Source organism: Devosia sp. Micro-HW1, assembly GCF_056341075.1.
Genome location: NZ_CP094375.1, coordinates 2,379,791 through 2,399,225 on the forward strand (window position 1 = coordinate 2,379,791; position 19,435 = coordinate 2,399,225).

At 64.7% G+C, this 19,435-nt stretch carries 23 protein-coding genes; 8 read left to right on the top strand and 15 right to left on the bottom strand.

Going from position 1 to position 19,435, the window contains the following annotated elements:
• The first annotated feature begins 210 nt into the window (after window positions 1-210).
• Both hisC and MQW79_RS11335 read left to right on the top strand, forming a co-directional pair.
• On the top strand, window positions 211-1,305 hold the full coding sequence (hisC, locus tag MQW79_RS11330) for a histidinol-phosphate transaminase (protein WP_476584583.1): 1,095 nt from the start codon (window positions 211-213) through the stop codon (window positions 1,303-1,305).
• Window positions 1,302-2,273, top strand: a complete 972-nt coding sequence (locus MQW79_RS11335) for a prephenate/arogenate dehydrogenase family protein (RefSeq protein WP_476584584.1) — start codon at window positions 1,302-1,304, stop codon at window positions 2,271-2,273. Before hisC ends, MQW79_RS11335 begins: the two co-directional genes overlap by 4 nt.
• A 190-nt stretch (window positions 2,274-2,463) precedes the next feature.
• On the opposite strand, the gene MQW79_RS11340 is transcribed toward MQW79_RS11335, so the two are convergent.
• A complete protein-coding gene (locus MQW79_RS11340) occupies window positions 2,464-3,435 on the bottom strand; it encodes a DUF2125 domain-containing protein (protein ID WP_476584585.1) in 972 nt (323 codons plus the stop codon).
• 148 nt (window positions 3,436-3,583) lie between these two features.
• On the opposite strand from MQW79_RS11340, the gene MQW79_RS11345 reads away from it, so the two are divergent.
• A complete protein-coding gene (locus MQW79_RS11345) occupies window positions 3,584-4,156 on the top strand; it encodes a gamma-glutamylcyclotransferase (protein WP_476584586.1) in 573 nt (190 codons plus the stop codon).
• Here MQW79_RS11345 and MQW79_RS11350 read toward each other — a convergent pair.
• The 4 genes from MQW79_RS11350 to ftsE all read right to left on the bottom strand — a co-directional run bounded on the left by MQW79_RS11350 (window position 4,144) and on the right by ftsE (window position 7,098).
• The gene (locus MQW79_RS11350) at window positions 4,144-4,485 is read right to left on the bottom strand and encodes a hypothetical protein (protein WP_476584587.1); all 342 of its coding nucleotides are present in this window, start codon (window positions 4,483-4,485) and stop codon (window positions 4,144-4,146) included. The genes MQW79_RS11345 and MQW79_RS11350 overlap by 13 nt on opposite strands.
• 116 nt (window positions 4,486-4,601) lie before the next feature.
• The gene (locus MQW79_RS11355; protein ID WP_476584588.1) at window positions 4,602-5,408 is read right to left on the bottom strand and encodes a lysophospholipid acyltransferase family protein; all 807 of its coding nucleotides are present in this window, start codon (window positions 5,406-5,408) and stop codon (window positions 4,602-4,604) included.
• A gap of 105 nt (window positions 5,409-5,513) precedes the next feature.
• Window positions 5,514-6,443 (bottom strand): cell division protein FtsX, encoded by a 930-nt coding sequence (locus MQW79_RS11360; RefSeq protein ID WP_476584589.1) that lies wholly within the window; start codon window positions 6,441-6,443, stop codon window positions 5,514-5,516.
• Window positions 6,436-7,098: a cell division ATP-binding protein FtsE gene (gene ftsE, locus MQW79_RS11365; protein WP_476584590.1), complete on the bottom strand. Its 663-nt coding sequence runs from the start codon at window positions 7,096-7,098 to the stop codon at window positions 6,436-6,438. Before ftsE ends, MQW79_RS11360 begins: the two co-directional genes overlap by 8 nt.
• 224 nt (window positions 7,099-7,322) lie before the next feature.
• Between ftsE and MQW79_RS11370 the strand changes: the two genes are divergently transcribed.
• Together MQW79_RS11370 and MQW79_RS11375 are read left to right on the top strand one after the other, a co-directional pair.
• Window positions 7,323-8,345 (top strand): DUF3426 domain-containing protein, encoded by a 1,023-nt coding sequence (locus tag MQW79_RS11370; protein WP_476584591.1) that lies wholly within the window; start codon window positions 7,323-7,325, stop codon window positions 8,343-8,345.
• A gap of 11 nt (window positions 8,346-8,356) precedes the next feature.
• Entirely contained in the window at window positions 8,357-8,764 is a 408-nt protein-coding gene (locus MQW79_RS11375) for a response regulator (protein WP_476584592.1), read from the top strand.
• A 264-nt stretch (window positions 8,765-9,028) separates the two neighbouring features.
• Here the strand turns inward: MQW79_RS11375 and lysA are convergent, their stop codons facing one another.
• The 3 genes from lysA to argH all read right to left on the bottom strand — a co-directional run bounded on the left by lysA (window position 9,029) and on the right by argH (window position 12,807).
• Window positions 9,029-10,288, bottom strand: coding sequence for a diaminopimelate decarboxylase (gene lysA / locus MQW79_RS11380; RefSeq protein WP_476584593.1), 1,260 nt, complete (start codon window positions 10,286-10,288; stop codon window positions 9,029-9,031).
• Between the two features lie 181 nt (window positions 10,289-10,469).
• Complete coding sequence (locus MQW79_RS11385; protein WP_476584594.1) at window positions 10,470-11,189, bottom strand: gamma-glutamylcyclotransferase; 720 nt, start codon at window positions 11,187-11,189, stop codon at window positions 10,470-10,472.
• A 169-nt stretch (window positions 11,190-11,358) separates the two neighbouring features.
• Entirely contained in the window at window positions 11,359-12,807 is a 1,449-nt protein-coding gene (gene argH, locus MQW79_RS11390) for an argininosuccinate lyase (RefSeq protein WP_476588222.1), read from the bottom strand.
• 22 nt (window positions 12,808-12,829) lie between these two features.
• Between argH and MQW79_RS11395 the strand changes: the two genes are divergently transcribed.
• Window positions 12,830-13,492, top strand: a complete 663-nt coding sequence (locus MQW79_RS11395) for a TlpA disulfide reductase family protein (RefSeq protein ID WP_476584595.1) — start codon at window positions 12,830-12,832, stop codon at window positions 13,490-13,492.
• Window positions 13,493-13,628: 136 nt separating this feature from the next.
• On the opposite strand, the gene MQW79_RS11400 is transcribed toward MQW79_RS11395, so the two are convergent.
• The 6 genes from MQW79_RS11400 to MQW79_RS11425 form a co-directional block, all read right to left on the bottom strand.
• Entirely contained in the window at window positions 13,629-13,838 is a 210-nt protein-coding gene (locus MQW79_RS11400; protein ID WP_476584596.1) for a hypothetical protein, read from the bottom strand.
• Window positions 13,839-13,847: 9 nt separating this feature from the next.
• The gene (locus tag MQW79_RS11405; protein WP_476584597.1) at window positions 13,848-14,030 is read right to left on the bottom strand and encodes a putative motility protein; all 183 of its coding nucleotides are present in this window, start codon (window positions 14,028-14,030) and stop codon (window positions 13,848-13,850) included.
• A gap of 89 nt (window positions 14,031-14,119) precedes the next feature.
• On the bottom strand, window positions 14,120-14,803 hold the full coding sequence (locus MQW79_RS11410; RefSeq protein ID WP_476584598.1) for a rhomboid family intramembrane serine protease: 684 nt from the start codon (window positions 14,801-14,803) through the stop codon (window positions 14,120-14,122).
• A gap of 171 nt (window positions 14,804-14,974) precedes the next feature.
• The gene (locus MQW79_RS11415; RefSeq protein WP_476584599.1) at window positions 14,975-15,586 is read right to left on the bottom strand and encodes a cob(I)yrinic acid a,c-diamide adenosyltransferase; all 612 of its coding nucleotides are present in this window, start codon (window positions 15,584-15,586) and stop codon (window positions 14,975-14,977) included.
• Between the two features lie 22 nt (window positions 15,587-15,608).
• Window positions 15,609-15,806 carry a twin transmembrane helix small protein gene (locus MQW79_RS11420; RefSeq protein ID WP_476584600.1) on the bottom strand — a complete coding sequence of 66 codons (198 nt, stop codon included), beginning with the start codon at window positions 15,804-15,806 and terminating at the stop codon, window positions 15,609-15,611.
• Window positions 15,807-15,857: 51 nt separating this feature from the next.
• Window positions 15,858-16,751 carry a LysR family transcriptional regulator gene (locus tag MQW79_RS11425; protein WP_476584601.1) on the bottom strand — a complete coding sequence of 298 codons (894 nt, stop codon included), beginning with the start codon at window positions 16,749-16,751 and terminating at the stop codon, window positions 15,858-15,860.
• An 88-nt stretch (window positions 16,752-16,839) separates the two neighbouring features.
• Here MQW79_RS11425 and MQW79_RS11430 point away from each other — a divergent pair, with 88 nt between their 5' ends.
• Together MQW79_RS11430 and MQW79_RS11435 are read left to right on the top strand one after the other, a co-directional pair.
• Complete coding sequence (locus MQW79_RS11430; RefSeq protein ID WP_476584602.1) at window positions 16,840-17,799, top strand: NAD-dependent epimerase/dehydratase family protein; 960 nt, start codon at window positions 16,840-16,842, stop codon at window positions 17,797-17,799.
• A 207-nt stretch (window positions 17,800-18,006) separates the two neighbouring features.
• Window positions 18,007-18,381, top strand: a complete 375-nt coding sequence (locus MQW79_RS11435) for a DUF4260 domain-containing protein (RefSeq protein WP_476584603.1) — start codon at window positions 18,007-18,009, stop codon at window positions 18,379-18,381.
• 141 nt (window positions 18,382-18,522) lie between these two features.
• On the opposite strand, the gene gluQRS is transcribed toward MQW79_RS11435, so the two are convergent.
• The gene (gene gluQRS, locus MQW79_RS11440) at window positions 18,523-19,368 is read right to left on the bottom strand and encodes a tRNA glutamyl-Q(34) synthetase GluQRS (protein ID WP_476584604.1); all 846 of its coding nucleotides are present in this window, start codon (window positions 19,366-19,368) and stop codon (window positions 18,523-18,525) included.
• Window positions 19,369-19,435 lie beyond the last annotated feature (67 nt).

A 19,435-nucleotide genomic window follows, 5' to 3' on the forward strand; every position in this document is an offset into this window, starting at 1 on the left:
CTCCCCTTGATGGGGAGGAATTGAGGGTGGGGTGAACTCTTTCCGCGCACCGGCGGCACAGGCTCCTACTCCCTGTCCAGTTTCGCCGAGCTTCACTACCCTGCCCTCAAGGGGGCGGGCGACTAGAAAGAAGGGCTCACACAGGCTTTGCCTTTCCCCCCACCTTTCACTATGGTCCGCGCGGTTTTCCTGCCTGTCACGAAGTGCGTCATGACCGCTCCCAGCCGTCCCGTTCCGCAGCCCGGCATTCTCGACATTGCGCCCTATCTTCCGGGCAAGTCCGGCAAGCCGGGCAGCAAGTCGGTCAAGCTCTCGGCCAATGAATCCCCGCTCGGTGCCAGCCCCAAGGCACTAGCCGCCATGATCGAGGCAGCCGCGCATCTTGAAATCTATCCCGAGGGCTCGTCGCGCGTGCTGCGCGAGGCGCTGGGCGAAGTGCATGGTGTGGATCCCAACAGCATTGTCTGCGGCAATGGCTCCGATGATCTGCTGCACCTGCTGGCCCAGACCTATCTCGGGCAAGGCGACGAGGCGGTGATGAACCGCTATGGCTTCTCGGTCTATCCAATCATCACCAAGGCCGCCGGCGCCAGCATTGTCATGGTCGACGAGATGGAGTATCGCGCCGATGTCGATGCGCTGCTGGCGGCCGTCACCGCGCGGACCAAGGTCATCTGGCTGGCCAATCCCAACAATCCCACCGGCACCTACCTCACCAGCGCCGAAGTGGCGCGCTTGCATGCCGGGCTGCGCCCCGACATTTTGCTCGTCATCGACAGCGCCTATGCCGAATATGTCACTGCCGCCGACTATTCGGTGGGGCTCGATCTGGTTGAGGCCCACGACAATGTCGTCATGGTGCGCACCTTCTCGAAAATGGGCCTGGCTGCCGCCCGTATCGGCTGGATGGTGGGTCCCGATCACGTCGTCGATGCCATCAATCGCATTCGCGGGCCGTTCAACGTCAACCTGCCGGCGCAGATGGCGGGGGCCGCGGCGGCGCGCGATGTCGACTTCACCGCGCGCCTCAGGGAGCACAATGCTCAATGGCGCGACTGGCTGACGTCGGAATTGTCGGGCAACCGCGTGCGGGTCGTGCCCAGCCAGGCCAATTTCGTCATGGTGCTGTTCGACAGTTCCGAAACGGCGGCCCGGGCTTTCGAGGCATTGGCCGCTGGCGGCTATATCGTGCGCGAAATCGGCGTCTCCTATGGCATTCCGCAGGCCCTGAGGATTTCCATCGGCTCAGAAGAGGCGATGCGGGCCGTGGTACACATTCTCAAATCCATGGATGCGGCAGCATGAGCGTGCATTTCAAGAAGCTGGCTCTGGTCGGCATCGGCCTCATCGGTTCTTCCATCGCCCTGGCGGCGCGGCGGCAGGGGCTGGTGGACGTCATTTCCATTGCCACGCGGCGCCAGGAAACGCTCGACGAGGCACGCGAACTCAAGCTCGGTGACATCTACACGCTCGATGCCGCCGAGGCGGTGCGCGGGGCGGATCTCGTCATCCTCTGCGCGCCGGTGGGCGCCTATGGGGCGCTGGCCGAGATGATCGGTCCGCATCTGGCGCCTGGCGCCATCCTCTCCGATGTCGGCTCGGTCAAGGAGCATGTGGTCAAGGTCGTTGGCCCCCATGTGCCCCAGGGCGTCAGTTTCATTCCCGGCCACCCGATTGCCGGCACCGAGCATTCCGGGCCCTCTGCCGGGTTTGCCGAGCTGTTTGCCGGGCGCTGGTGCGTGCTGACCCCGGTCCCGGGCGTCCCGCAGACCGATACCGACAAATTGGCTGCCTTCTGGCAGGCGATGGGGTCTGAGGTCGAATGCATGGATGCGGCCCATCACGACATGGTCCTGGCCATTACCAGCCATATCCCGCATCTAATCGCCTACAATATCGTGGGCACGGTGGCCGATCTCGAAACCGCCACCCAGTCCGAGGTGATCAAGTTCTCGGCCTCCGGTTTCCGTGATTTTACCCGCATCGCCGCTTCCGATCCGGTGATGTGGCGCGACGTCTTCCTCACCAACAGGGAAGCCGTGCTCGAAATGCTGGGGCGCTTCAACGAGGACCTGTCTGTGCTGCAGCGGGCGGTGCGCAATGGCGATGGCGCGGCACTCGAAGCCATGTTCACCCGCACCCGCGCCATCCGCCGCTCGATCATCAATGCCGGCCAGGAAACCGCCGCCCCCGATTTCGGTCGCCCGCACGAGAGCCCGCCGGTGCCGGAAGTCACGGTCGTCCGCGACCATGGCGGCGGAGATGATGCTTGAACGCCTGAATGGCTGGCGCGTGATCTCCAACCACCGGCCCGCCCTCGGGCCTGACCCGAGGGCCACCTTCCACGGACAAACGGTCAGCAGCGGGGGCGTTGATACGGGCCCTCGGGTCGAGCCCAAGGGCGGAGTGGCGAGTGGCGCGGCCTGGAGCAGACGCACATTCTGCTCCCCGATCGGAGAAGAATTAAAACAGCGGCGCCAGCTGGGCGATCGGCACGAGGCCCGAGGACAGGGCGCCGCCGCCGAAATTGAGCTGGTTCTTGTGCCGGCCGTCTTCGCCGGGCACGCCCAGGACCAGGGTGCGCCAGGGTTCTTCGAGATAGGGGCCAATGCGGTCGGCCACGCCGAGCGAATCCACGGCGATGCTGCCGGTAGGATAGCCGGTGCCATCGAGCCGCAATTCACCCGTCGCATTGAGGTCGGCTACCCCGTCATTGGCGCGGATGCCGACGACGCGCAGCGTGCCACCCGCCTGTTGCCAGTCGGGCAGGAAGGGCACGAGGCCCCAGTCCCTGACATCGTCGGGCAGGGCGGTCAGCTCAAGCTCCACCTCGGCATTGGTGTCGGCAAGGGCGATGCCTGATACGTCGAGATCGGAGACCCTGAAATAGCCGGCCAGGGCCGAGCGGCCGGTTTCTGCATCGTGCTGTTCGGGCATGTCGAGCAGGTGCAGTTCGGCCTGCGGCGCGCTGGCGATCAGGGTATCGCCAAAGAGCTGGTCGGACCATGCGAGGTCGCTGGCCTGCAGCGACAGGCGGGCAATGCGCCAGTCCTCGAGCCGCAGGCTGCCCTCGAGATCGGACCAGGAGACGGCCTGCCGGAGCCCGGTAAAGGCGTCCGAGACGCGGGCCGGGCCCATGGCAGAGGCCAGGATATGGGTGGGGCGCCAGGCCATGGCGCTGGCGCGGATGCCCGGCAGCTCGACCATCATGTCCGCCGAAACCAGCGTCGCATCGGTGCAGTCGATGTCGAAGCGGAAGGGGAAGCCGCTCACGCCGAGCGTGCCGCATTGCAGCTGCGGACTGGTTTCGCCATCGCCCAGGGCCAGGCGTTCGACCTGCTGGCGCACCTGCCCGGCGATGAAAAACCAGCCGGCAGTCCAGGCCAGAACGACGAGCAGGACCAGGCTGCCCAGGATGATGATTCGTTTTTTCATAGCCTCTTCATACCTCTGGCGACGCGCTGTCAGAAGCGGGTTTGCATGCGCTCTATTGCCGTGCATCAGACATGCGCGGCTCTTGCTTGCCGGGCCCGATGCGCGGCGCTAGCCTAGCGAGGAAAGTGGTTGCGCTATGGCGAATGGAATGGATGACGTCGATCCCGATGGACGGCATTGGGTCTTTGGATATGGTTCGCTGATCTGGAATCCGGGCTTTTCCTTCCTCAGCGCCCAGCTGGGGCTGCTGCGCGGCGCCCATCGCTCGCTCTCGATCATTTCCCATCACCATCGTGGCACGCGCGATATTCCGGGGCTGGTCTTCGGGCTGACGCGGGGCGGCTCGTGCCGCGGCATGGTGTTCGAGGTGGGCGCCGAGGCCTGGCCCGAGGCGCGGGCCTATCTCGATGCGCGCGAGCTCGTCACCTCGGTCTATCGTGACGTCTGGCGGCCGGTGACGCTGGCCGATGGCAGGCATGTCAAAGCCCTCACCTATGTGGTGGACGAAACCCACGAGCAGTTTGCCGGGCCGCTGAGTGTCGAGCAGCAATTGGCCATGATCCGGGCCGGCGTCGGCATTTCCGGACGCAATGTCGATTATGTGCTCAATACCGCCCATCACCTGATGCAGCTGGGCATCCGCGACAAGGCGCTGATGACGCTGGCGCGCGCGCTGGAGGGAGATGCCCCGCCCGAAACAGGCGCCGGTCAGGCGGCCTGAGCCACTGAAGGCGGTGCCGGAACGGCCTGTTCAAGATCCCAGATCGTGGTGAGACGATTTTCAGGGGCGGGCATGCGGAAGACATTGCTGGCGCAATCGAGCGCCAGGCGAAACCGCCTGCGACTCATCGGGTCGGCAACGAGATCCTCGGTGGATCCCACCCAGAGCACCTGCCTGCCCTTGGCGATCACATAGAGATCGCCTTCGGCCATGGCGAAGCTGTCGAGATTCTCGGCGCTGAGGGCATAGTCGCGGCCGGACTGGCCGAGCCAATGGCTGAGGCCAGGCTTGCGCATCGCCACGCGCTGAACATTGCCCTCGAACACCATGACCTTCCCCCTGCATCCCAGAAGAAGAACAAAATTAGAACAAAACCTGCCCTGCGTCAACTGCCTCGGCAGGCGAACCCTACATCTATGGGGTTGTTCGCCAGTTCCGTCAATATCTAGTGGGTTGAGCCGCGCACGGCCTCGACCCGTGCCCGCAGCCGATCGTCGAGCGGCCTGCCGATGCCCTGGTCGATGGCCTCGAGGGTGAGGCGGGTCGATTCGGCTTCGATCACGTCATGCAGACGCTGCCGGAAGACTTCCGGGGCGAGGCCCGGCTCGATGGCAGGCAGGAATTTGGCCCGTGCCGTGCCGGGCCAGATGATGAGGCTGTTGCGGCCCCAGAAGAGGCCCGAATTCAGCGCCACCGGCACGACGGGCACATTGAGTTCGGTATACATGCGCACAATGCCCTGGCGGTATTCGGCCGGCGCCAGCACGGGTTTACGCGTGCCCTCGGGGTAGATGACGATGCGGCAGCCGCGGCCGATGGCGGCCTTGGCCTGCTCGATCATGGCCGGGATGGCCTGGGCGCCCTTCTGACGGTCGATCTCGATACAGTCGAGCGAATGGGCGGCCCAGCCGAAGAAGGGAATGCGCATCAGCTCCTTCTTGGCGATATAGGCGGGCCGGCCGGTATGGGGGAAAATCGCGAAGATGTCCCAGTCGGACTGGTGCTTTGACGCGATGATGCAGCCGCCGGGCGGGATGTTTTCCGCGCCCTCGACATGGGTGCCCATGCCGGTCAGCTTGAGGTACTGGATATTGGACCAGCACCACCAGCGGGCAATGGCCCAGCCGAAGCGCGTGCGTCCGAAGATTATGCCAACCGTGCCCGCCAGGATGGCGCAGATCACCGTTTGCCCCAGAAAGATCAGGTAGAACAGTGCGGTGCGGAGCGCCTGAAACGCGGCCTTGATCGACATATGGTCCTCCGCCCGACGGCCGGGGCTGTGGCGCAAACAAACCGGTTTGCGCCTGTTGACTGCCCTCTGACCCTCATAGCCGGGCGCGCGCCGCTTGGCGAGGCCCTAGGAGGCCTCGCTCAGATAGCGGCGGACGGTCTGGCGCGAGGTGACGGCGGTGAGGACCGCCATGACCGGCACGATGAGGAGGATGACGATCACCCCGTCCCAGCCGAGAAGGAAGGTGCCGAACAGGGCCCCGACCTGGGCCGTCGCTTCGCTGGGCAGGACACTGCCGGCAGCGGCGCTGATGAGCAGGAAGAACAGGATGGCCAGGAGGCCGCCAAGGAAGCCGCCCTGCAGGCCAATGGACAGGAACCGCCCCTGGAATTCGCCGGCAATGAACTTGTTGGAGGCGCCGATGAAATGCAGCACGTCGACGATTTCGCGGTTGGTGGCCATGGCGCCGCGCGTCGCAAAGACGATGGCCAGAACCGTGGCGACGCCGATCAGCCCCAGCACCAGCACGCCCGAGAGCACGACCGTGCCGGCCATGGTGTTGAGCTGCTGCCGCCAGGCGGCATGGGTATCAAGGCTGGCGCCCTTGATGGCCGTGAGATTGCGCTCCAACTGCTCGATATCGGCCTCGGCCGGGTCGGAGAGCTGCACCACGACAAGGCGTGGGATTTCGATGGCCGAGAGATCGAGCCCGGCGCCGAGCCAGGGTTCGAGCAGGGCCTGGCTTTCCTCCACGGTCAGCGCCCGCGCGCCGGCCACGCCCGGCGTGGACTGGGCCAGCGACACGGCGGTGCGCAGGTTGCTCTCCATCACCTCGCCCTCGACCGGGCGGATCTGGATGGTGAGCTCCCGTCCCACATCGGCAGACCAGGCAATGGCCGATTTCTGCACCAGCACCACACCGCCCAGAGTCACGGCCGAGAGAAAGGCCATGATGGTGACGAGCAGCAGCAGGGTGCGGCCGGCCACGCTCTTTTCGGGCACGATGGGCGCCCCGCCGCTGCGGCGCGGGAGTTTGGACAGCCATTGCCTAATCATGGATGGCAAGCTCCCCCTTGTTGAGGACCATGCGCGGATAAGGGAAGCGGTCGAGCAGGGGCAATTCGTGGGTGGCCAGGATGATGGTCATGCCCAGCGTGCGGTTGAGCTCGGCAAACAAGTGCACGAGGCGGCTCGACAGGTCCGGGTCGACATTGCCGGTGGGCTCGTCGGCGAGCAGCACCTTGGGCCGCGCGATCACGGCACGGGCAATGGCCGCGCGCTGCTTCTCGCCGCCCGAGAGCAGGGTGGGCAGCGCATGCATGCGCTCGCCCAGTCCCACCCATTCGAGCAGTTCGGTGACATTGGGGCGGTATTCGCTTTCCGGCTGCCCCAGCACGCGCAGCGGCAGGGCAACATTCTCGAAGGTCGTCAGATGGTCGAGCAGGCGGAATTCTTGGAAGACGATGCCGATATGGCGGCGCATCTGCAGGAGGCTATCCTGGTCGAGATTGCCCACATCCTCGCCGAACATGGTGACCTTGCCGCGGCTGGGGCGGACCGAGAGCAGCAGCAGGCGCAACAGGCTGGTCTTGCCGGCGCCCGAAGGACCGGTGAGGAAATGGAACGAGCCCGGCTCGATCGAAAAGGTCAGGTCTTTGAGGATTTCGGGACCGTTGCCATAGCGCAGGCCCACATCGGAAAACTCGATCAAGAACGGGTGCTCCCCAGCTCGTCCGGTGGCATTGGCATCATCACGGCGAATCAGCGTTTGGCGGCATCATAGCAGCGACGCACAATCCCCGTGGCATGGGGTGGTCATTGGCCGGGGGAAAGCGGCACAATTTTGGTCATGGCGCGCCTTTCCGGTTGGGTTTGAGGAGTTTTAACCCCGAGGGGGATAGGGTCGGTCTCCATTCCGGGATCGCACCACGCCTGATGATCATTACCTGTCCGCATTGCCAGACCAAGTACCAGGTGACCTATGAGGCCATCGGTTCGGCTGGTCGCAAGGTGCAGTGCGCCCAGTGTCACCAGGCCTGGAACCAGGACCCGACCGCCGCGCCCCGTCCCGCCGCCGCCGCCCGGAAGGACAAGGCCAGCGCCGAGAGCGACACGCTGTTCGAGCAGATGGCTGAGGACGCGCTTGACGAAGTGATGGAGGCCGAGGCCAGCGCCGTTGCCGCCCGCTCCGCTGCTTCGCAATCCGCTTCGGCTCCCGATAGCCCTGCGCCGCCGCCGCCCGGCGTCGATGCGGCCGAGCAGCAGAAGCGCCAGCAGGCTTTCAAGAAGCGCCAGAATGCCATGAGTTCGAGCCTGCCGCTGGCGCGATTGCGCCGGGCGGCGCGCCTTGTGGGCGTCGTCCTGCTGGCCGGGCTGATCGGCGGCGCCTGGTTCGGCCGGGTTGCCATTGTCGAACGCTACCCGGATCTGGCCGGCCTTTACGAACAGGTCGGCTTGGGCGTGAATGTCGTCGGCCTTGAATTCTCCGACCTGAAAACCCTGAACGCCCTGTCGGGCGGCAATGAAGTGCTGACCGTTTCGGCCCAGATCGTGGGCATTGCACCGCGTCCGGTGCCGGTGCCGCCCGTGGTCATCAGCCTGCTCGATGCGACGGGAAGCGCCGTCTACGAATGGAGCGTCAGCCCCCGTGTTCCCGACCTCATGGCGGGCGAGCGCGCCACTTTTGACACACGGCTCTCCCTGCCGCCCAGTGAGGCGGTGCGGGTGCGCCTCAGCTTTGCCGGCCGCAGCGCCACGACCGGTGGCGTCTCTCCTGCCGGTTCCGCCCAAGCGACCCATCATGGCGCCGGGGCAGGCCCGGCGGCCGGTGACCCTGCAGAACCGGCCACAACACAGCATTCAGCGCCGGACGCCCACGCGGCTACGGCCGTCGTCCCCACTGACCACGCTGCCGAACCGGCCCATGCGCCCGCGCCGGCGGCCACCGAACACCATTAGGAGAGCGCCAGATGGCCCGCATCCTCGTTGCCGAAGATGATCCTTCGGTCCGCGCCTTTGTCGTTTCCGCCCTGACCATGAAGGGCCACGACGTCGTGGCCGAAGAAGACGGGGGCCTTGCCGCCGAAACCATGGATGCCGAGGGCGGGCGCTTCGACCTCCTGCTCACCGACATCAAGATGCCGGTCATGGATGGCATCGCGCTGGCGCTGCAGGTGGGTGCGACCTATCCCGACGTCACCATCCTGATGATGACCGGCTTTGCCGACCAGCGCGAACGCGCCCATGGGCTCGATGCGCTGATCTACGACGTCATCGCCAAGCCCTTTACCCTGGCGGACCTCATCGCCAAGGTCGATGACGCGCTCAACGGCGTTCCCGTGGAAGTGGTGCCGCTGGCGCGGCGGTCTGACTTCTAGCGCAGCGGTTCCTTCGCTCCCTCCCCTTGAGGGGGAGGGTAGCGTCGCTGGGCCATTGGCCCCAGCGAAGCTGGGGTGGAGTGATTTCTCTCGCATCGCGCGCGTGGCCACCCCAGCCTCATTCCCTCCTTCTCAAGGGGAGGGATGCGCAGGAGTCGAGGTTCTGGGCGCGAGACCCCTCCTCACCTCTCCCTCTGGGGGAGAGGGCGCCCGCAGGGCGGGTGAGGGGCCCTGGTTCAGTCCGCCCAGGCTGGCGGCGTCAGCTCAAAGCCAGTCGGGCACGCTATCGAGCGCCAGCAATTCCTCGAGCGACTTGCGCGGGCGGATCACATGCCAGCGCGGGCCATCGACCAGCACTTCGGGAATGAGCGGCCGCGAATTGTAGGTGGAGGCCATGACCGCGCCATAGGCGCCGGCGCTCATCACCGCGAGCAGGTCGCCTTCCTTCACCCCGGCAATGGTGCGCCCCTTGGCCAGGTAATCACCGGTCTCGCAGACCGGACCAACGATGTCGCCGGTGATCGGCGGCAGGTTGGACTGGTTGACTGGCTCGATCCCGTGATGGGCCTCATAGAGCGTGGGGCGGATAAGGTCGTTCATGGCCGCGTCCACAATGATGAAGTCGGCCTCGCCCTGCTTCACATATTCGACCTTGGTGACCATGATCCCGGCATTGCCGACGAGGAGCCGGCCCGGCTCGATTACCAGCGAACAGCCCAGCCGCCCGACCTTGTCGCGCACCACCGAGGCATAGGCCTCCGGGTGAGGCGGCGCTTCTTCATCGATATTGTAGGGAATGCCGAGGCCCCCGCCGACATCGACATGCTCTATATGGTGGCCGTCCTCGCGCAGGGCCTTGACCAGCTCGGCCATCAGGCCGAAGGCATTGCCGAAGGGTTCGAGATCGGTGATCTGGCTGCCGATATGCATGTCGACGCCGACAGCCTCGACATTGGGCAGCTGGGCGATGCGGGCATAGACCTCGCGGGCGCGCTTATAGGGAATGCCGAACTTGTTCTCGCTCTTGCCGGTCGAGATCTTGGCATGGGTGCGCGCGTCGACATCGGGATTGATGCGGACCGAGACCCTGGCCGTCTGGGCCATGGCCGTTGCCACGCGCGACAGGCGCTCCAGTTCCGGCTCGCTCTCGACGTTAAAGCACTTGATGCCGGCTTCGAGCCCGCGGCGCATTTCCGCCTCGGTCTTGGCAACGCCGGAAAAGACGATCTTTTCCGGGGCAATGCCGGCGGCGAGGGCCCGTTCGAGTTCGCCCAGCGACACCACATCGGCGCCGCAGCCTTCGGAGGCCATCAGCTTCAAGACTGCCTGGTTGGAATTGGCCTTCATGGCATAGGCCATGAGCATGGGAATGCCGTCAAACGCCTCGCGCACCACCCGCACATGCCGGCGCAATGTGGCGCTGGAATAGACGTAGAAAGGCGTCCCCACCTTCTCGGCCAGTTCGTTGAGGTCGACATCCTCGGCAAAGAGCACGCCATCGCGGTGATTGAAGTGGTGGACCATTTTTGCCCCGATATTCCTGTCTTCCCCTCTCCCCTTGTGGGAGAGGGTGCCCGAAGGGCGGGTGAGGGGTTCCCACCACGCTCCGCGCCCCCTCATCCGGCGCTGACGCGCCACCTTCTCCCACAAGGGGAGAAGGGGACCCGGTGATCTAAACCGAGCGCGCCAAAAACAAAAGCCAGACTTATCGATCCGCCTCATAAGCGGCCTCGATGCGCTCGGCGACCAGCTGCTGCAGGCGCCACAGATGGGGATCGTGAATGCCCATCTGTTCGAGGTGATCGACCGTGGCATGGAGATATTCAGCCATCGAGCCGCGCGAGCCCACCGCCTTGGCCAGCACGTCGGCAATGGCGGCCTCGTCGAGACCGGACACGTAGCGCCCCGAATGGCGGTCGATGCAGAAAGTCAGCGCCCTGATGGTCCGCTCGCCGCTTTTCACATTCACCCAGCGCGGGGGAAAAGCCGAGGGCAGCCAGGCCATTTCGCGCTCGAAGAGTTTTATCAGGTTCTCTTCCGTCCGGCCGGGCGGCAGGCGATAGGCCACGCCCTTGCACGAACCGCCATGGTCGAGCGCCAGCATCAGGCCGGGGTTCTCGTCACTGCCGCGCCAGCGATTGTTCCACCCCAGGCAGAACGCCCGGTGCCAGCCCCGGATGAGACCGGTCCGCATCTCGACAAAGTCGCAGGCCGGTTTCCAGATCAGCGAGCCATAGGCGAAAAACCAGATTTCACCGGGATCGTCATGCCCCGCCATGAGCTCGTCGATGGTCGCCCTATGGTCGTCCTCGGTGGCCGCCCGCATGCCCTCGGGTGGGGCCGGCATCTCTTCGCTGACATCGCTGGGCTGGAGATAAGCGACATGGCGTGGGCTGAGACGCATCTGTCGCGGGAGTTTACGCACCGAGTTATCCGTTTCCCCCTCTCCCCTTGCGGGAGAGGGTGCCCGAAGGGCGGGTGAGGGGTTCTCGTGGCATGCGCCGGACCAACGGGCCGCTCAGGACCCCTCATCCGGCGCTGCGCGTCACCTTCTCCCGCAAGGGGAGAAGGGAATCGTGACCCATCCTCAGGTCCTACGCAATCCCGCCATCGCCATGGCCGCCATGCTTTTTCGCCTTCAGCGCGCGGGGCTCATGCGTCTCCCCGGTCAGTGCCGACTTCCAGCGCGCTGCCTGCTCGACCACATTGGCCGGCGCCGTGCCGCCATAGGATTTTCGCGCCGCCACCGAGGCTTCGACGGTGAGCACCTTGTGGATGCGGCTGTCGATGCGGTGGTCGATGAGCTTGAAGTCCTCGATGGTGAGGCCTTCCAATCCGCAGTTCTTCTGCTCGGCCAATGACACGATCTGGCCAGTAATGTGATGGGCATCGCGGAAGGGGATGTTCAGTTCGCGCACCAGCCAGTCGGCGACATCGGTGGCGGTCGAAAAGCCGGCCGAAGCGGAGGCATGCATGCGCTCGCGATTGGGCTGCATGTCCTTGACCATGCCAGTCATGGCGGCCAGCGACAGGGAGAGGGCGTCGAGCGCGTCGAAGGCCACCTCCTTGTCTTCCTGCATGTCCTTGGAATAGGCCAGTGGCAGGCCCTTCATCACCACGAGCAGGGAATTCAGCGCCCCCATGATGCGGCCGATCTTGGCACGCACCAGTTCGGCAGCATCCGGATTGCGCTTCTGCGGCATGATCGAGGAGCCGGTGGTGAACTTGTCGCTGAGCTTCACAAAGCCGAACTGTGCCGAGCTCCAGATCACCATTTCCTCGGCAAAGCGCGAGAGGTGCATGGCACAGATCGAGGCGGCAGCAAGCGTTTCGAGGATGAAATCGCGGTCCGAGACCGCATCGAGCGAATTGGCGGTCGGGCGGTCAAAGCCCAAAGCCTCGGCGGTCGCAAACCGATCGATCGGGTAGGGCGTACCGGCCAAAGCGGCCGAGCCCAGCGGGTTCTCGTTGAGGCGCTTGCGCGCATCCTCGAGCCTTCCGGCATCGCGGCCGAGCATTTCGACATAGGCCAGCAGATGATGGCCAAAGGTCACCGGCTGGGCATTCTGCAGATGCGTGAAGCCGGGCAGGATGGTTTCCGCCTCGTCCTCGGCGCGCTCAACCAGCGCCAGCTGCAGGCCGCGGATCTGGCCCACCAGCGTGTCGATATGGTCGCGCACATAAAGGCGGAAGTCGGTGGCCACCTGGTCATTGCGCGAGCGCGCGGTATGCAGGCGCCCCGCGGCATCGCCGATTTTCTCGCGGAGCCGGCTTTCGACATTCATATGGATGTCTTCGAGCGCCCGCGAGAATTTGAACTGGCCGCCCTCGATTTCGGCCAGCACCTCGTCTAGACCGGCGAGGATGGCGTCGCGGTCGGCCTGCGTCAGAATGCCCGTCGCAGCGAGCATTGTGGCATGGGCTTTCGATCCGGCAATATCCTGGCGGTAAAGACGCTGGTCGAAGCCGATGGAGGCGTTGATTTCCTCCATGATGGCATCGGGCGCTTCGGCAAAGCGGCCGCCCCACATCTTGTTGCTCAGAGCCTTGTCAGACGGAGACACCATGGCAAATACCCACTCAAATGGTCCCGGCGCTGCCGTGAAGTGGGCCTTGCCCGTGGCAGCCGGGGTGGTCGTTGTTGGTGGGTCTATAGCTGCATGGCTGATGCTGGGCAATGCCGGGTCGGCCAATGAGTGTCCGGCCCAGCTGGCCGCCGCGCAGATCATCGATGCCGCCGCCACCGGTGAGCTGGCCGCGCTCAACGGCACCGGCGAGGGCCGCGGCTATTCGGACATGGCGTTCAAGGATGAGGCCGGGACGGAAATGAGCGTCGCCGACTTTTCCGGCAAATTCCTGCTGGTCAATTTCTGGGCCAGCTGGTGCGTGCCCTGCCGCGAGGAGATGCCGGCGCTCGACGCCGTCGCCACCGAATACAATTCGGACAAGTTCATGGTCCTGCCCATCAATCTCGACATTGGCGAGGGTGGCCTCGCCAAGGCGCAGGACTTTCTCGATGCGGGGCAGTTCGAAAACCTGCCGCTCTATGCCGACAACACCTTTGCCGCCTTTGAGCGCCTGAAGCGCGAAGCGGTGGCCATCGGCCTGCCAGCCACGCTGCTGCTCGATCCGGAAGGGTGCGAGCTGGCGGTGCTGCAGGGTCCGGCCGAATGGCATCATGACGATGGCAAGGCTGTGGTCGAGGCGCTGATCGGCCTGCGGGGCTGATAACCGGCCGCACACACGATGCCGTCCTCGGGCCTGACCCGAGGACCTCTCCTTGCCAGCACAATGCCTGTGTTGAGTGGCCCTCGGGTCGAGCCCGAGGGCGGTGCGGTGATGGAGACCGCATAGGGGCAAACGCCTAGATCAGCAAATCCACTTCCGCCCCGTTGAGCGGCGCTTCGTCTGGCTTGGTCGTGGGCACGGGCGAGGTGGCGTTTTGCGCCTGGGCCTGCATCAGCTCGGCCCGCAGGCGGGCGACTTCGAGCAGGTGTCCGCCTTGCGGCACGCCTTTTTCATGCACCATGCGGTTGATCATGATCGATGGGGCAATGCCGATGCCGGTTCCCATCGCCCGGCCTCAGGCCTGCTTGTCGACCCGCGTCCCCTGGCCGGGCGGCGGGGCTGCGAGGGCGGTCTGCATCAGGGAATTGATCAGGTCCATCTGCATGTCATGGGCATTTTTCACCACGGCAATCTGCACCGATTGCTGCGTCATCGACGCGCGCGTGGTCAGGAGATTGCTGGCAAGGTCCGTGTTCATGGCGGTCCCGGTGGAAAGAGGTCATTCAACCCTAGTTAAGCCGGGTTAACTTTTGCTTGCCCGGGAGAGTGAATTTTGTCGCAACGCTTTCAGCGACCGCCCAATAGCGGCACGTCGCGGCGCTTCAGCAGCGGCGCCAGCACAAGCCCGGCGGCAAAGCCACCCAGATGCGCCCACCAGGCCACCGGCTCGTCCGAGCCCACCAGCGCAAAGAACAACTGCGTCAGGATCCAGAAGCCCAGCATCCAGAAGGCGGGCAGGGGCAGCGGGATCAGCCAGACGATACGCGCCAGGACGAAGACCCGCACATGGGGAAAGAGCAGGATATAGGCGCCCATCACCCCGGCGACCGCGCCCGAGGCGCCCACCAGCGGTCCATTGCCCTCGAGGTTGAAGAGCAGATGCGCCAAGGCCGCAAAGACGGCACAGGCGAGATAGAAGACCAGGTATCTGAAGTGCCCCAGCGCGTCCTCGATATTGTCCCCGAACACCCAGAGAGACAGCATGTTGGTGAGCAGGTGCATCCAGTCGGCATGGAGGAACGCATAGGTGACGAGATTGGCATAGTCGGGCAGCCAGGCCACCGGCTGCGGATAGAGATCGCGCACCACGATGGGGATCATGCCGAAATTGATGGTCACCGCATCGAAGCTGGCCTGCGGCAGCGCCGACTGCACCGCAAAGACCAGCAGCGTCACCCCGATCAGGGTGTAATTGACGAAGGGGAACGGGATATGCCGGATCGGATTGCTGTCATGCAGAGGCAGGAACATTCTTGATCCATCCATTCCCGCCGGGCTTCCCGGCTCAATTATTACCCAGCCTTACCGCCTCTTCCTTCTCCCCTCGTGGGAGAAGGTGGCGCGAAGCGCCGGATGAGGGGCTCCGGCCATTCGAGCGCAGCTCTCCTGGCCTCCTCACCTCTGATCGTTCCACCGGAACGATCAGCCCTGGCGGGACGGATCGGAGTTCTTCACATCCCCAAAATTGCCCGGCACCCACAGCACGTCCTTGCTGCCATTGGCATTGGCGACGCGGCCGAGCACGAAGAGCAGGTCCGAGAGCCGGTTCATGTAGCGCAGGGCTTCCGGGCTGGTATCGGGTTCGGCCTCGGCAAGCGCCGCCACCAGCCGCTCGGCGCGGCGCGTCACCGTGCGGGCGAGATGCAGGGCTGTCGACAGCGGGGTGCCGCCGGGCAGGATGAAACTCGTCAGGGGCAAGAGGTCGGCATTGAAATGGTCGATCTGCTTTTCGAGCCACTCGGTCTGCACGGGTCTAATGCGCAGGCTCGGATATTCGGCATCCGGATCGTCTTCCCCCGGCGTCGCCAGGTCCGAGCCGACGTCGAAAAGGTCGTTCTGGATGCGCGAAAGCACCGCGTCGACGCGCGGCTGGTTGGCGGCCGAAAGCCGCGCCTGCCCGATATAGGCATTGGCTTCCTCGACCGTGCCATAGGCTTCGATCCTGAGGTCATGCTTGGCCCGACGCGGCCCGCGCACGAGGCCGGTCGTGCCGGTGTCGCCGGTCCGTGTGTAGATCTTGTTGATTTTCACCATGCTGCGTTCCCGCCCGGCCCAGTCAGCCGCCGCGACCGAAGAGGAACAGGGCGCCCAGGAGCAGAGCGAGCGCCACGGCCTGGCCGATGACCCGCAGGCGCATCAGGCGCTGGCTGGTATTGCCCGGGCCGCCCTTGAGCATGTTCCACAGGCCCATGCCGAGCACGATGAGCACGAAGAGCAACGCCAGTGCGATGGCGATATTGTAGAGGGTTTGCATCTTAGCCTTTTCGTTTGTCGAGACGCATGCTGCGCCCCGGATTTGAGTGCGCTATGCGTCCCTAATATAGGCAGTGAGGCCGTCCGCCACTGCGTCATAGATGGCACGAATCCGGTGCGAGGTGAACAATTCCCTGTGTGTCGTGAGCCAGACCGGCAGCGGCGGAATGGCGAGATCGATGGGCAGGATGACAAGGCCCGGCGTGCGGCGCGCCAGATTGGCCTGTCCGAAGCCAATGCCGAGCCCGGCCCTGAGCAATTCCCAAAGATGGGTCTGGTCGTCCGAGCGGAGGGCAAAATCCTCGCGTGCGACGGTAAAGCCGAGCGAGCGGGCATGCTGGACCACGGCGTCCGAGCGGTCAAAGCCCAGCACATCATGAGTCCAGAGTTCGTTGAGCGTGCGCGGCGTGCCGCGCCGGGCGAGATAGTCTTCATGCGCCACCGGGACGAGGGCGATATCGCCCAGATGCCTTGTGACCAGTTCGAGCTGGGTGGGCCGGAACATGCGGATGGCGATGTCGGCCTCGCGCATCAAGAGGTTTTCGGCCGAATCGGAGGGCACCGATTCAATGGCGATGCGCGGATGCAGGGCCCTGACGTCGCGCAATATGCCGGGCAGCACATAGTTGGAAATCATGGTGCTGGCGGTGAGGCGCACCGTGCCGCCATCCTCGTCCTGCGCCCCGGCGGCGAGAATCGCCGCTTCTGCGAGGGATGACTGGGCGACGCGCACCCGGTCGTAAAGGCGCAGGGCCGTCGGATTGGGCTTGAGACCGGTCAGCGTCCGCTCGAACAGGGTGAGGCCCAGATCGGCTTCCAGCGTCTCGACATGCCGCCCCACTGTGGGCTGGCTGAGGCCAAGGCTGCGCGCCGCGCCCGAGAGCGACCCCTCGGCAATCACGGCGGCAAAACTGCGCCACAGCGCCCAGTCTGGCTCCCTATTCATTATTGAATATCAAATCCAGATTTTTCGCCAATCGATATTCATCATTGTATCGACGATTTTGCTCTCCAGCAACAGCAGGGAGCTGAAAATGACCAAGGGTAAAGTGACGGTTCTGGGCAGCAATGGCCATATCGGCAATGCCGCGATGACCGCCTTTCGCGATGCCGGCTTCGCGGTGACTGGTCTCGGGCGATCCAACCGGCGTCCCGTGCCGCAGACGCAGTTCGTCCAGGGCGATGCCAATGACCTTGGCGTGGTGAAAGCCGCGGTCGCCGATGCCGATATCGTCGTCCAGGCGCTGCACCTGCCCTATGACAAATGGGGCAATGGCGCCGCGGAGGCACAATTGCAGGTCGTCATCGATGCCATGGCCGGCAGCGGCAAGACCCTGCTCTTTCCCGGCACCATCTACAATTATCGCGCCGGCGACCGCACCATTGCCCCGGGCCTGCGCCAGAGCGGAGAAAAGCCGCGTGGCGAAATCCGCATCCGGCTCGAAGAAATGCTGCGCAGGGCGGCAGCCAATCAGGGTTTCCAGGTGATCGTGATCCGGGCCGGCGATTTTTACGGACCGGGCAATCGCAATGACTGGTACGATGCCGGCATGTTCATGGATTTTGCCCGGGGCAGGCTCTACCACATGGGTGATCTCGACCTGCGCCATGCCTGGGCCTACCTGCCCGACCTTGCCCGCGCCTTTGCGGTGCTGGCCGAAAAGCGCGGCCAGTTCGGCGCCTTCGAAACCTTCCATTTCGCCGGCCACTGGGTCAGCCATGCTCAGGTCATGGCAGCGGTTCAGTCGGGTCTCGGCCAGTCCCTCAGGGTTTCGCCGCTCCCCTGGTGGATGCTGGGGGCCATGGGCCTGGTCAATCCGGTCATGCGCGACATTTTCCGCATGCGCTATCTCTGGCTCAACGAAATGGAACTGGTCGATCCCCGTCTCGACGCGCTGCTCGGTCCCGGCTTCGCCACGCCCTTCGAGGCGGCTGTCGCCGCGACAGTGACCGAACTTGTCGAGGCCAGGTCTTCGATAAAGAAGGCGGCGTAACCCTGCCAATGCGCCATATGCTGCGCTCGGCCGTTTCCCCCATCGTCAGCCGGGCCATGACGAAGGAGAAGCGGCGTCGCGATCGCGATGCACGCCATCCCCGCACCCCCCCAAGTCATCCCGGCGAAGGCCGGGATCCATACCCCGACACAGCAAATGGTCTCTGGCCTTCGCCGGAGTGACATCGCGAAAAATTGGAATCATGCAATGAAAGACACCATTCTCTGGCAGCGGGCCGAAGGGGCTCTGGTCTTTGTGGCGGGCCTCGTTCTCTTCACCCTGAGCGGCTCGGGCCTGCCCTGGTGGGCGGCGCTGCCGATCTTCTTCGCCCCCGATCTCAGCTTCTTCGCCTATGCCCTTGGCCCGCACATCGGCGCATGGGTCTACAACACAGTCCATGTCTATGCCCTTGGCCTCGGCCTGTTGGCTGTGGGCATGCTGATCGCCATGCCCCTCCTCGCCGGCCTCGGCGCCATCTGGCTCGCTCATTCCGGCTTTGACCGGATGCTGGGCTACGGGCTCAAATCCGGAACCAGTTTCCAGGATACGCATCTGGGGCGGATCGGGAAGCGAAGCGCCTAGCTCCTCTCAACCGCCGTGCCGCCCTCGGGCTCGACCCGAGGGCCATTGGCAACGGGCACACTGTGGAGCCTCGCGCTGTGCAGCGAGGTCCCCGGGTCAGGCCCGAGGGCGGAATCGTGGGTGTGGGAAGGGTGCGGCCAACTAAATCCCCACGGCCCTCTTCACATCCTCGGGCGTCCAGCCCTGCGCCCGCAAGTCCCTCAAACTCGGCGAGCCCTTCGACTTGGCAAGCTTTTCGCCATCGTCACCCAGCAGCAGCCGGTGGAAATGGTAGATGGGCGTCGGCAGGCCCAGCAGCATCTGCAGCAGCACATGAATGTCCGTGGCAGCTTCGAGATCGCGGCCCCGCGTCACATGCGTGACGCCCTGCGCCGCATCGTCGACCACGACGCTGAGGTGATAGCTGGTTGGTGTATCCTTGCGCTGCAGCACCACATCGCCCCAGCGCTGAGGACGGGCATAGCGGATCTGCGGCCGGTCCCGCACAGTGGGGCCGATCACCGAATAGGTCAGCATGCCGGTGCGCTCCAGGGCCGTCTCGGTATCGAGCCGGAATTGCACCGGGTCGCCGCGTTCCAGCCGCTCGATGCGCTCCGCATTGGAGAGGTGCCGGCAGGTGCCGGGATAAAGCGGGGCGCCATCCGGGTCCTTGCCCTCTGCTGCTTGCGCGATTTCCGCGCGCGAACAGAAGCAGGGATAGAGGAGGTCGGCATTGCGCAGCCGGTTGGCGGCAGCGGCATAGATGTCGAAGCGTTCGGACTGCACCACGACTGGTTGAGGCCAGGTGAGACCGAGCCAGGTGAGGTCCTCGATGATCGCTTCGGCAAATTCGGGTTTACAGCGGGCAAGGTCGATGTCTTCGATGCGCAAGAGCGCCGTGCCATCAAGCAGCTCGGCCGCCTTCCAGGTCACCAGCGCCGAAAGGGCGTGACCGAGATGCAGAAAACCATTGGGGCTGGGGGCGAAGCGAAGCATGGGCGCGGACATGGCCCTATCTAACCCACAGGGTCATTCCCGCGAAAGCGGGAACCCCTGTTCGGGATATACTGATTGA

What these genes read in the sequence shown, in the direction of transcription:
- MQW79_RS11415 (WP_476584599.1), bottom strand. Translation starts at nt 15,586, where the DNA reads ATGGTGAAAATCAACAAGATCTACACACGGACCGGCGACACCGGCACG.
- MQW79_RS11420 (WP_476584600.1), bottom strand. Translation starts at nt 15,806, where the DNA reads ATGCAAACCCTCTACAATATCGCCATCGCACTGGCGTTGCTCTTCGTG.
- MQW79_RS11405 (WP_476584597.1), bottom strand. Translation starts at nt 14,030, where the DNA reads ATGAACACGGACCTTGCCAGCAATCTCCTGACCACGCGCGCGTCGATG.
- MQW79_RS11435 (WP_476584603.1), top strand. Translation starts at nt 18,007, where the DNA reads ATGAAAGACACCATTCTCTGGCAGCGGGCCGAAGGGGCTCTGGTCTTT.
- gluQRS (WP_476584604.1), bottom strand. Translation starts at nt 19,368, where the DNA reads ATGTCCGCGCCCATGCTTCGCTTCGCCCCCAGCCCCAATGGTTTTCTG.
- MQW79_RS11360 (WP_476584589.1), bottom strand. Translation starts at nt 6,443, where the DNA reads ATGATTAGGCAATGGCTGTCCAAACTCCCGCGCCGCAGCGGCGGGGCG.
- MQW79_RS11345 (WP_476584586.1), top strand. Translation starts at nt 3,584, where the DNA reads ATGGATGACGTCGATCCCGATGGACGGCATTGGGTCTTTGGATATGGT.
- MQW79_RS11335 (WP_476584584.1), top strand. Translation starts at nt 1,302, where the DNA reads ATGAGCGTGCATTTCAAGAAGCTGGCTCTGGTCGGCATCGGCCTCATC.
- lysA (WP_476584593.1), bottom strand. Translation starts at nt 10,288, where the DNA reads ATGGTCCACCACTTCAATCACCGCGATGGCGTGCTCTTTGCCGAGGAT.
- MQW79_RS11375 (WP_476584592.1), top strand. Translation starts at nt 8,357, where the DNA reads ATGGCCCGCATCCTCGTTGCCGAAGATGATCCTTCGGTCCGCGCCTTT.
- MQW79_RS11370 (WP_476584591.1), top strand. Translation starts at nt 7,323, where the DNA reads ATGATCATTACCTGTCCGCATTGCCAGACCAAGTACCAGGTGACCTAT.
- MQW79_RS11340 (WP_476584585.1), bottom strand. Translation starts at nt 3,435, where the DNA reads ATGAAAAAACGAATCATCATCCTGGGCAGCCTGGTCCTGCTCGTCGTT.
- MQW79_RS11400 (WP_476584596.1), bottom strand. Translation starts at nt 13,838, where the DNA reads ATGGGAACCGGCATCGGCATTGCCCCATCGATCATGATCAACCGCATG.
- MQW79_RS11355 (WP_476584588.1), bottom strand. Translation starts at nt 5,408, where the DNA reads ATGTCGATCAAGGCCGCGTTTCAGGCGCTCCGCACCGCACTGTTCTAC.
- MQW79_RS11395 (WP_476584595.1), top strand. Translation starts at nt 12,830, where the DNA reads ATGGCAAATACCCACTCAAATGGTCCCGGCGCTGCCGTGAAGTGGGCC.
- MQW79_RS11350 (WP_476584587.1), bottom strand. Translation starts at nt 4,485, where the DNA reads ATGGTGTTCGAGGGCAATGTTCAGCGCGTGGCGATGCGCAAGCCTGGC.
- MQW79_RS11425 (WP_476584601.1), bottom strand. Translation starts at nt 16,751, where the DNA reads ATGAATAGGGAGCCAGACTGGGCGCTGTGGCGCAGTTTTGCCGCCGTG.
- MQW79_RS11430 (WP_476584602.1), top strand. Translation starts at nt 16,840, where the DNA reads ATGACCAAGGGTAAAGTGACGGTTCTGGGCAGCAATGGCCATATCGGC.
- hisC (WP_476584583.1), top strand. Translation starts at nt 211, where the DNA reads ATGACCGCTCCCAGCCGTCCCGTTCCGCAGCCCGGCATTCTCGACATT.
- MQW79_RS11410 (WP_476584598.1), bottom strand. Translation starts at nt 14,803, where the DNA reads ATGTTCCTGCCTCTGCATGACAGCAATCCGATCCGGCATATCCCGTTC.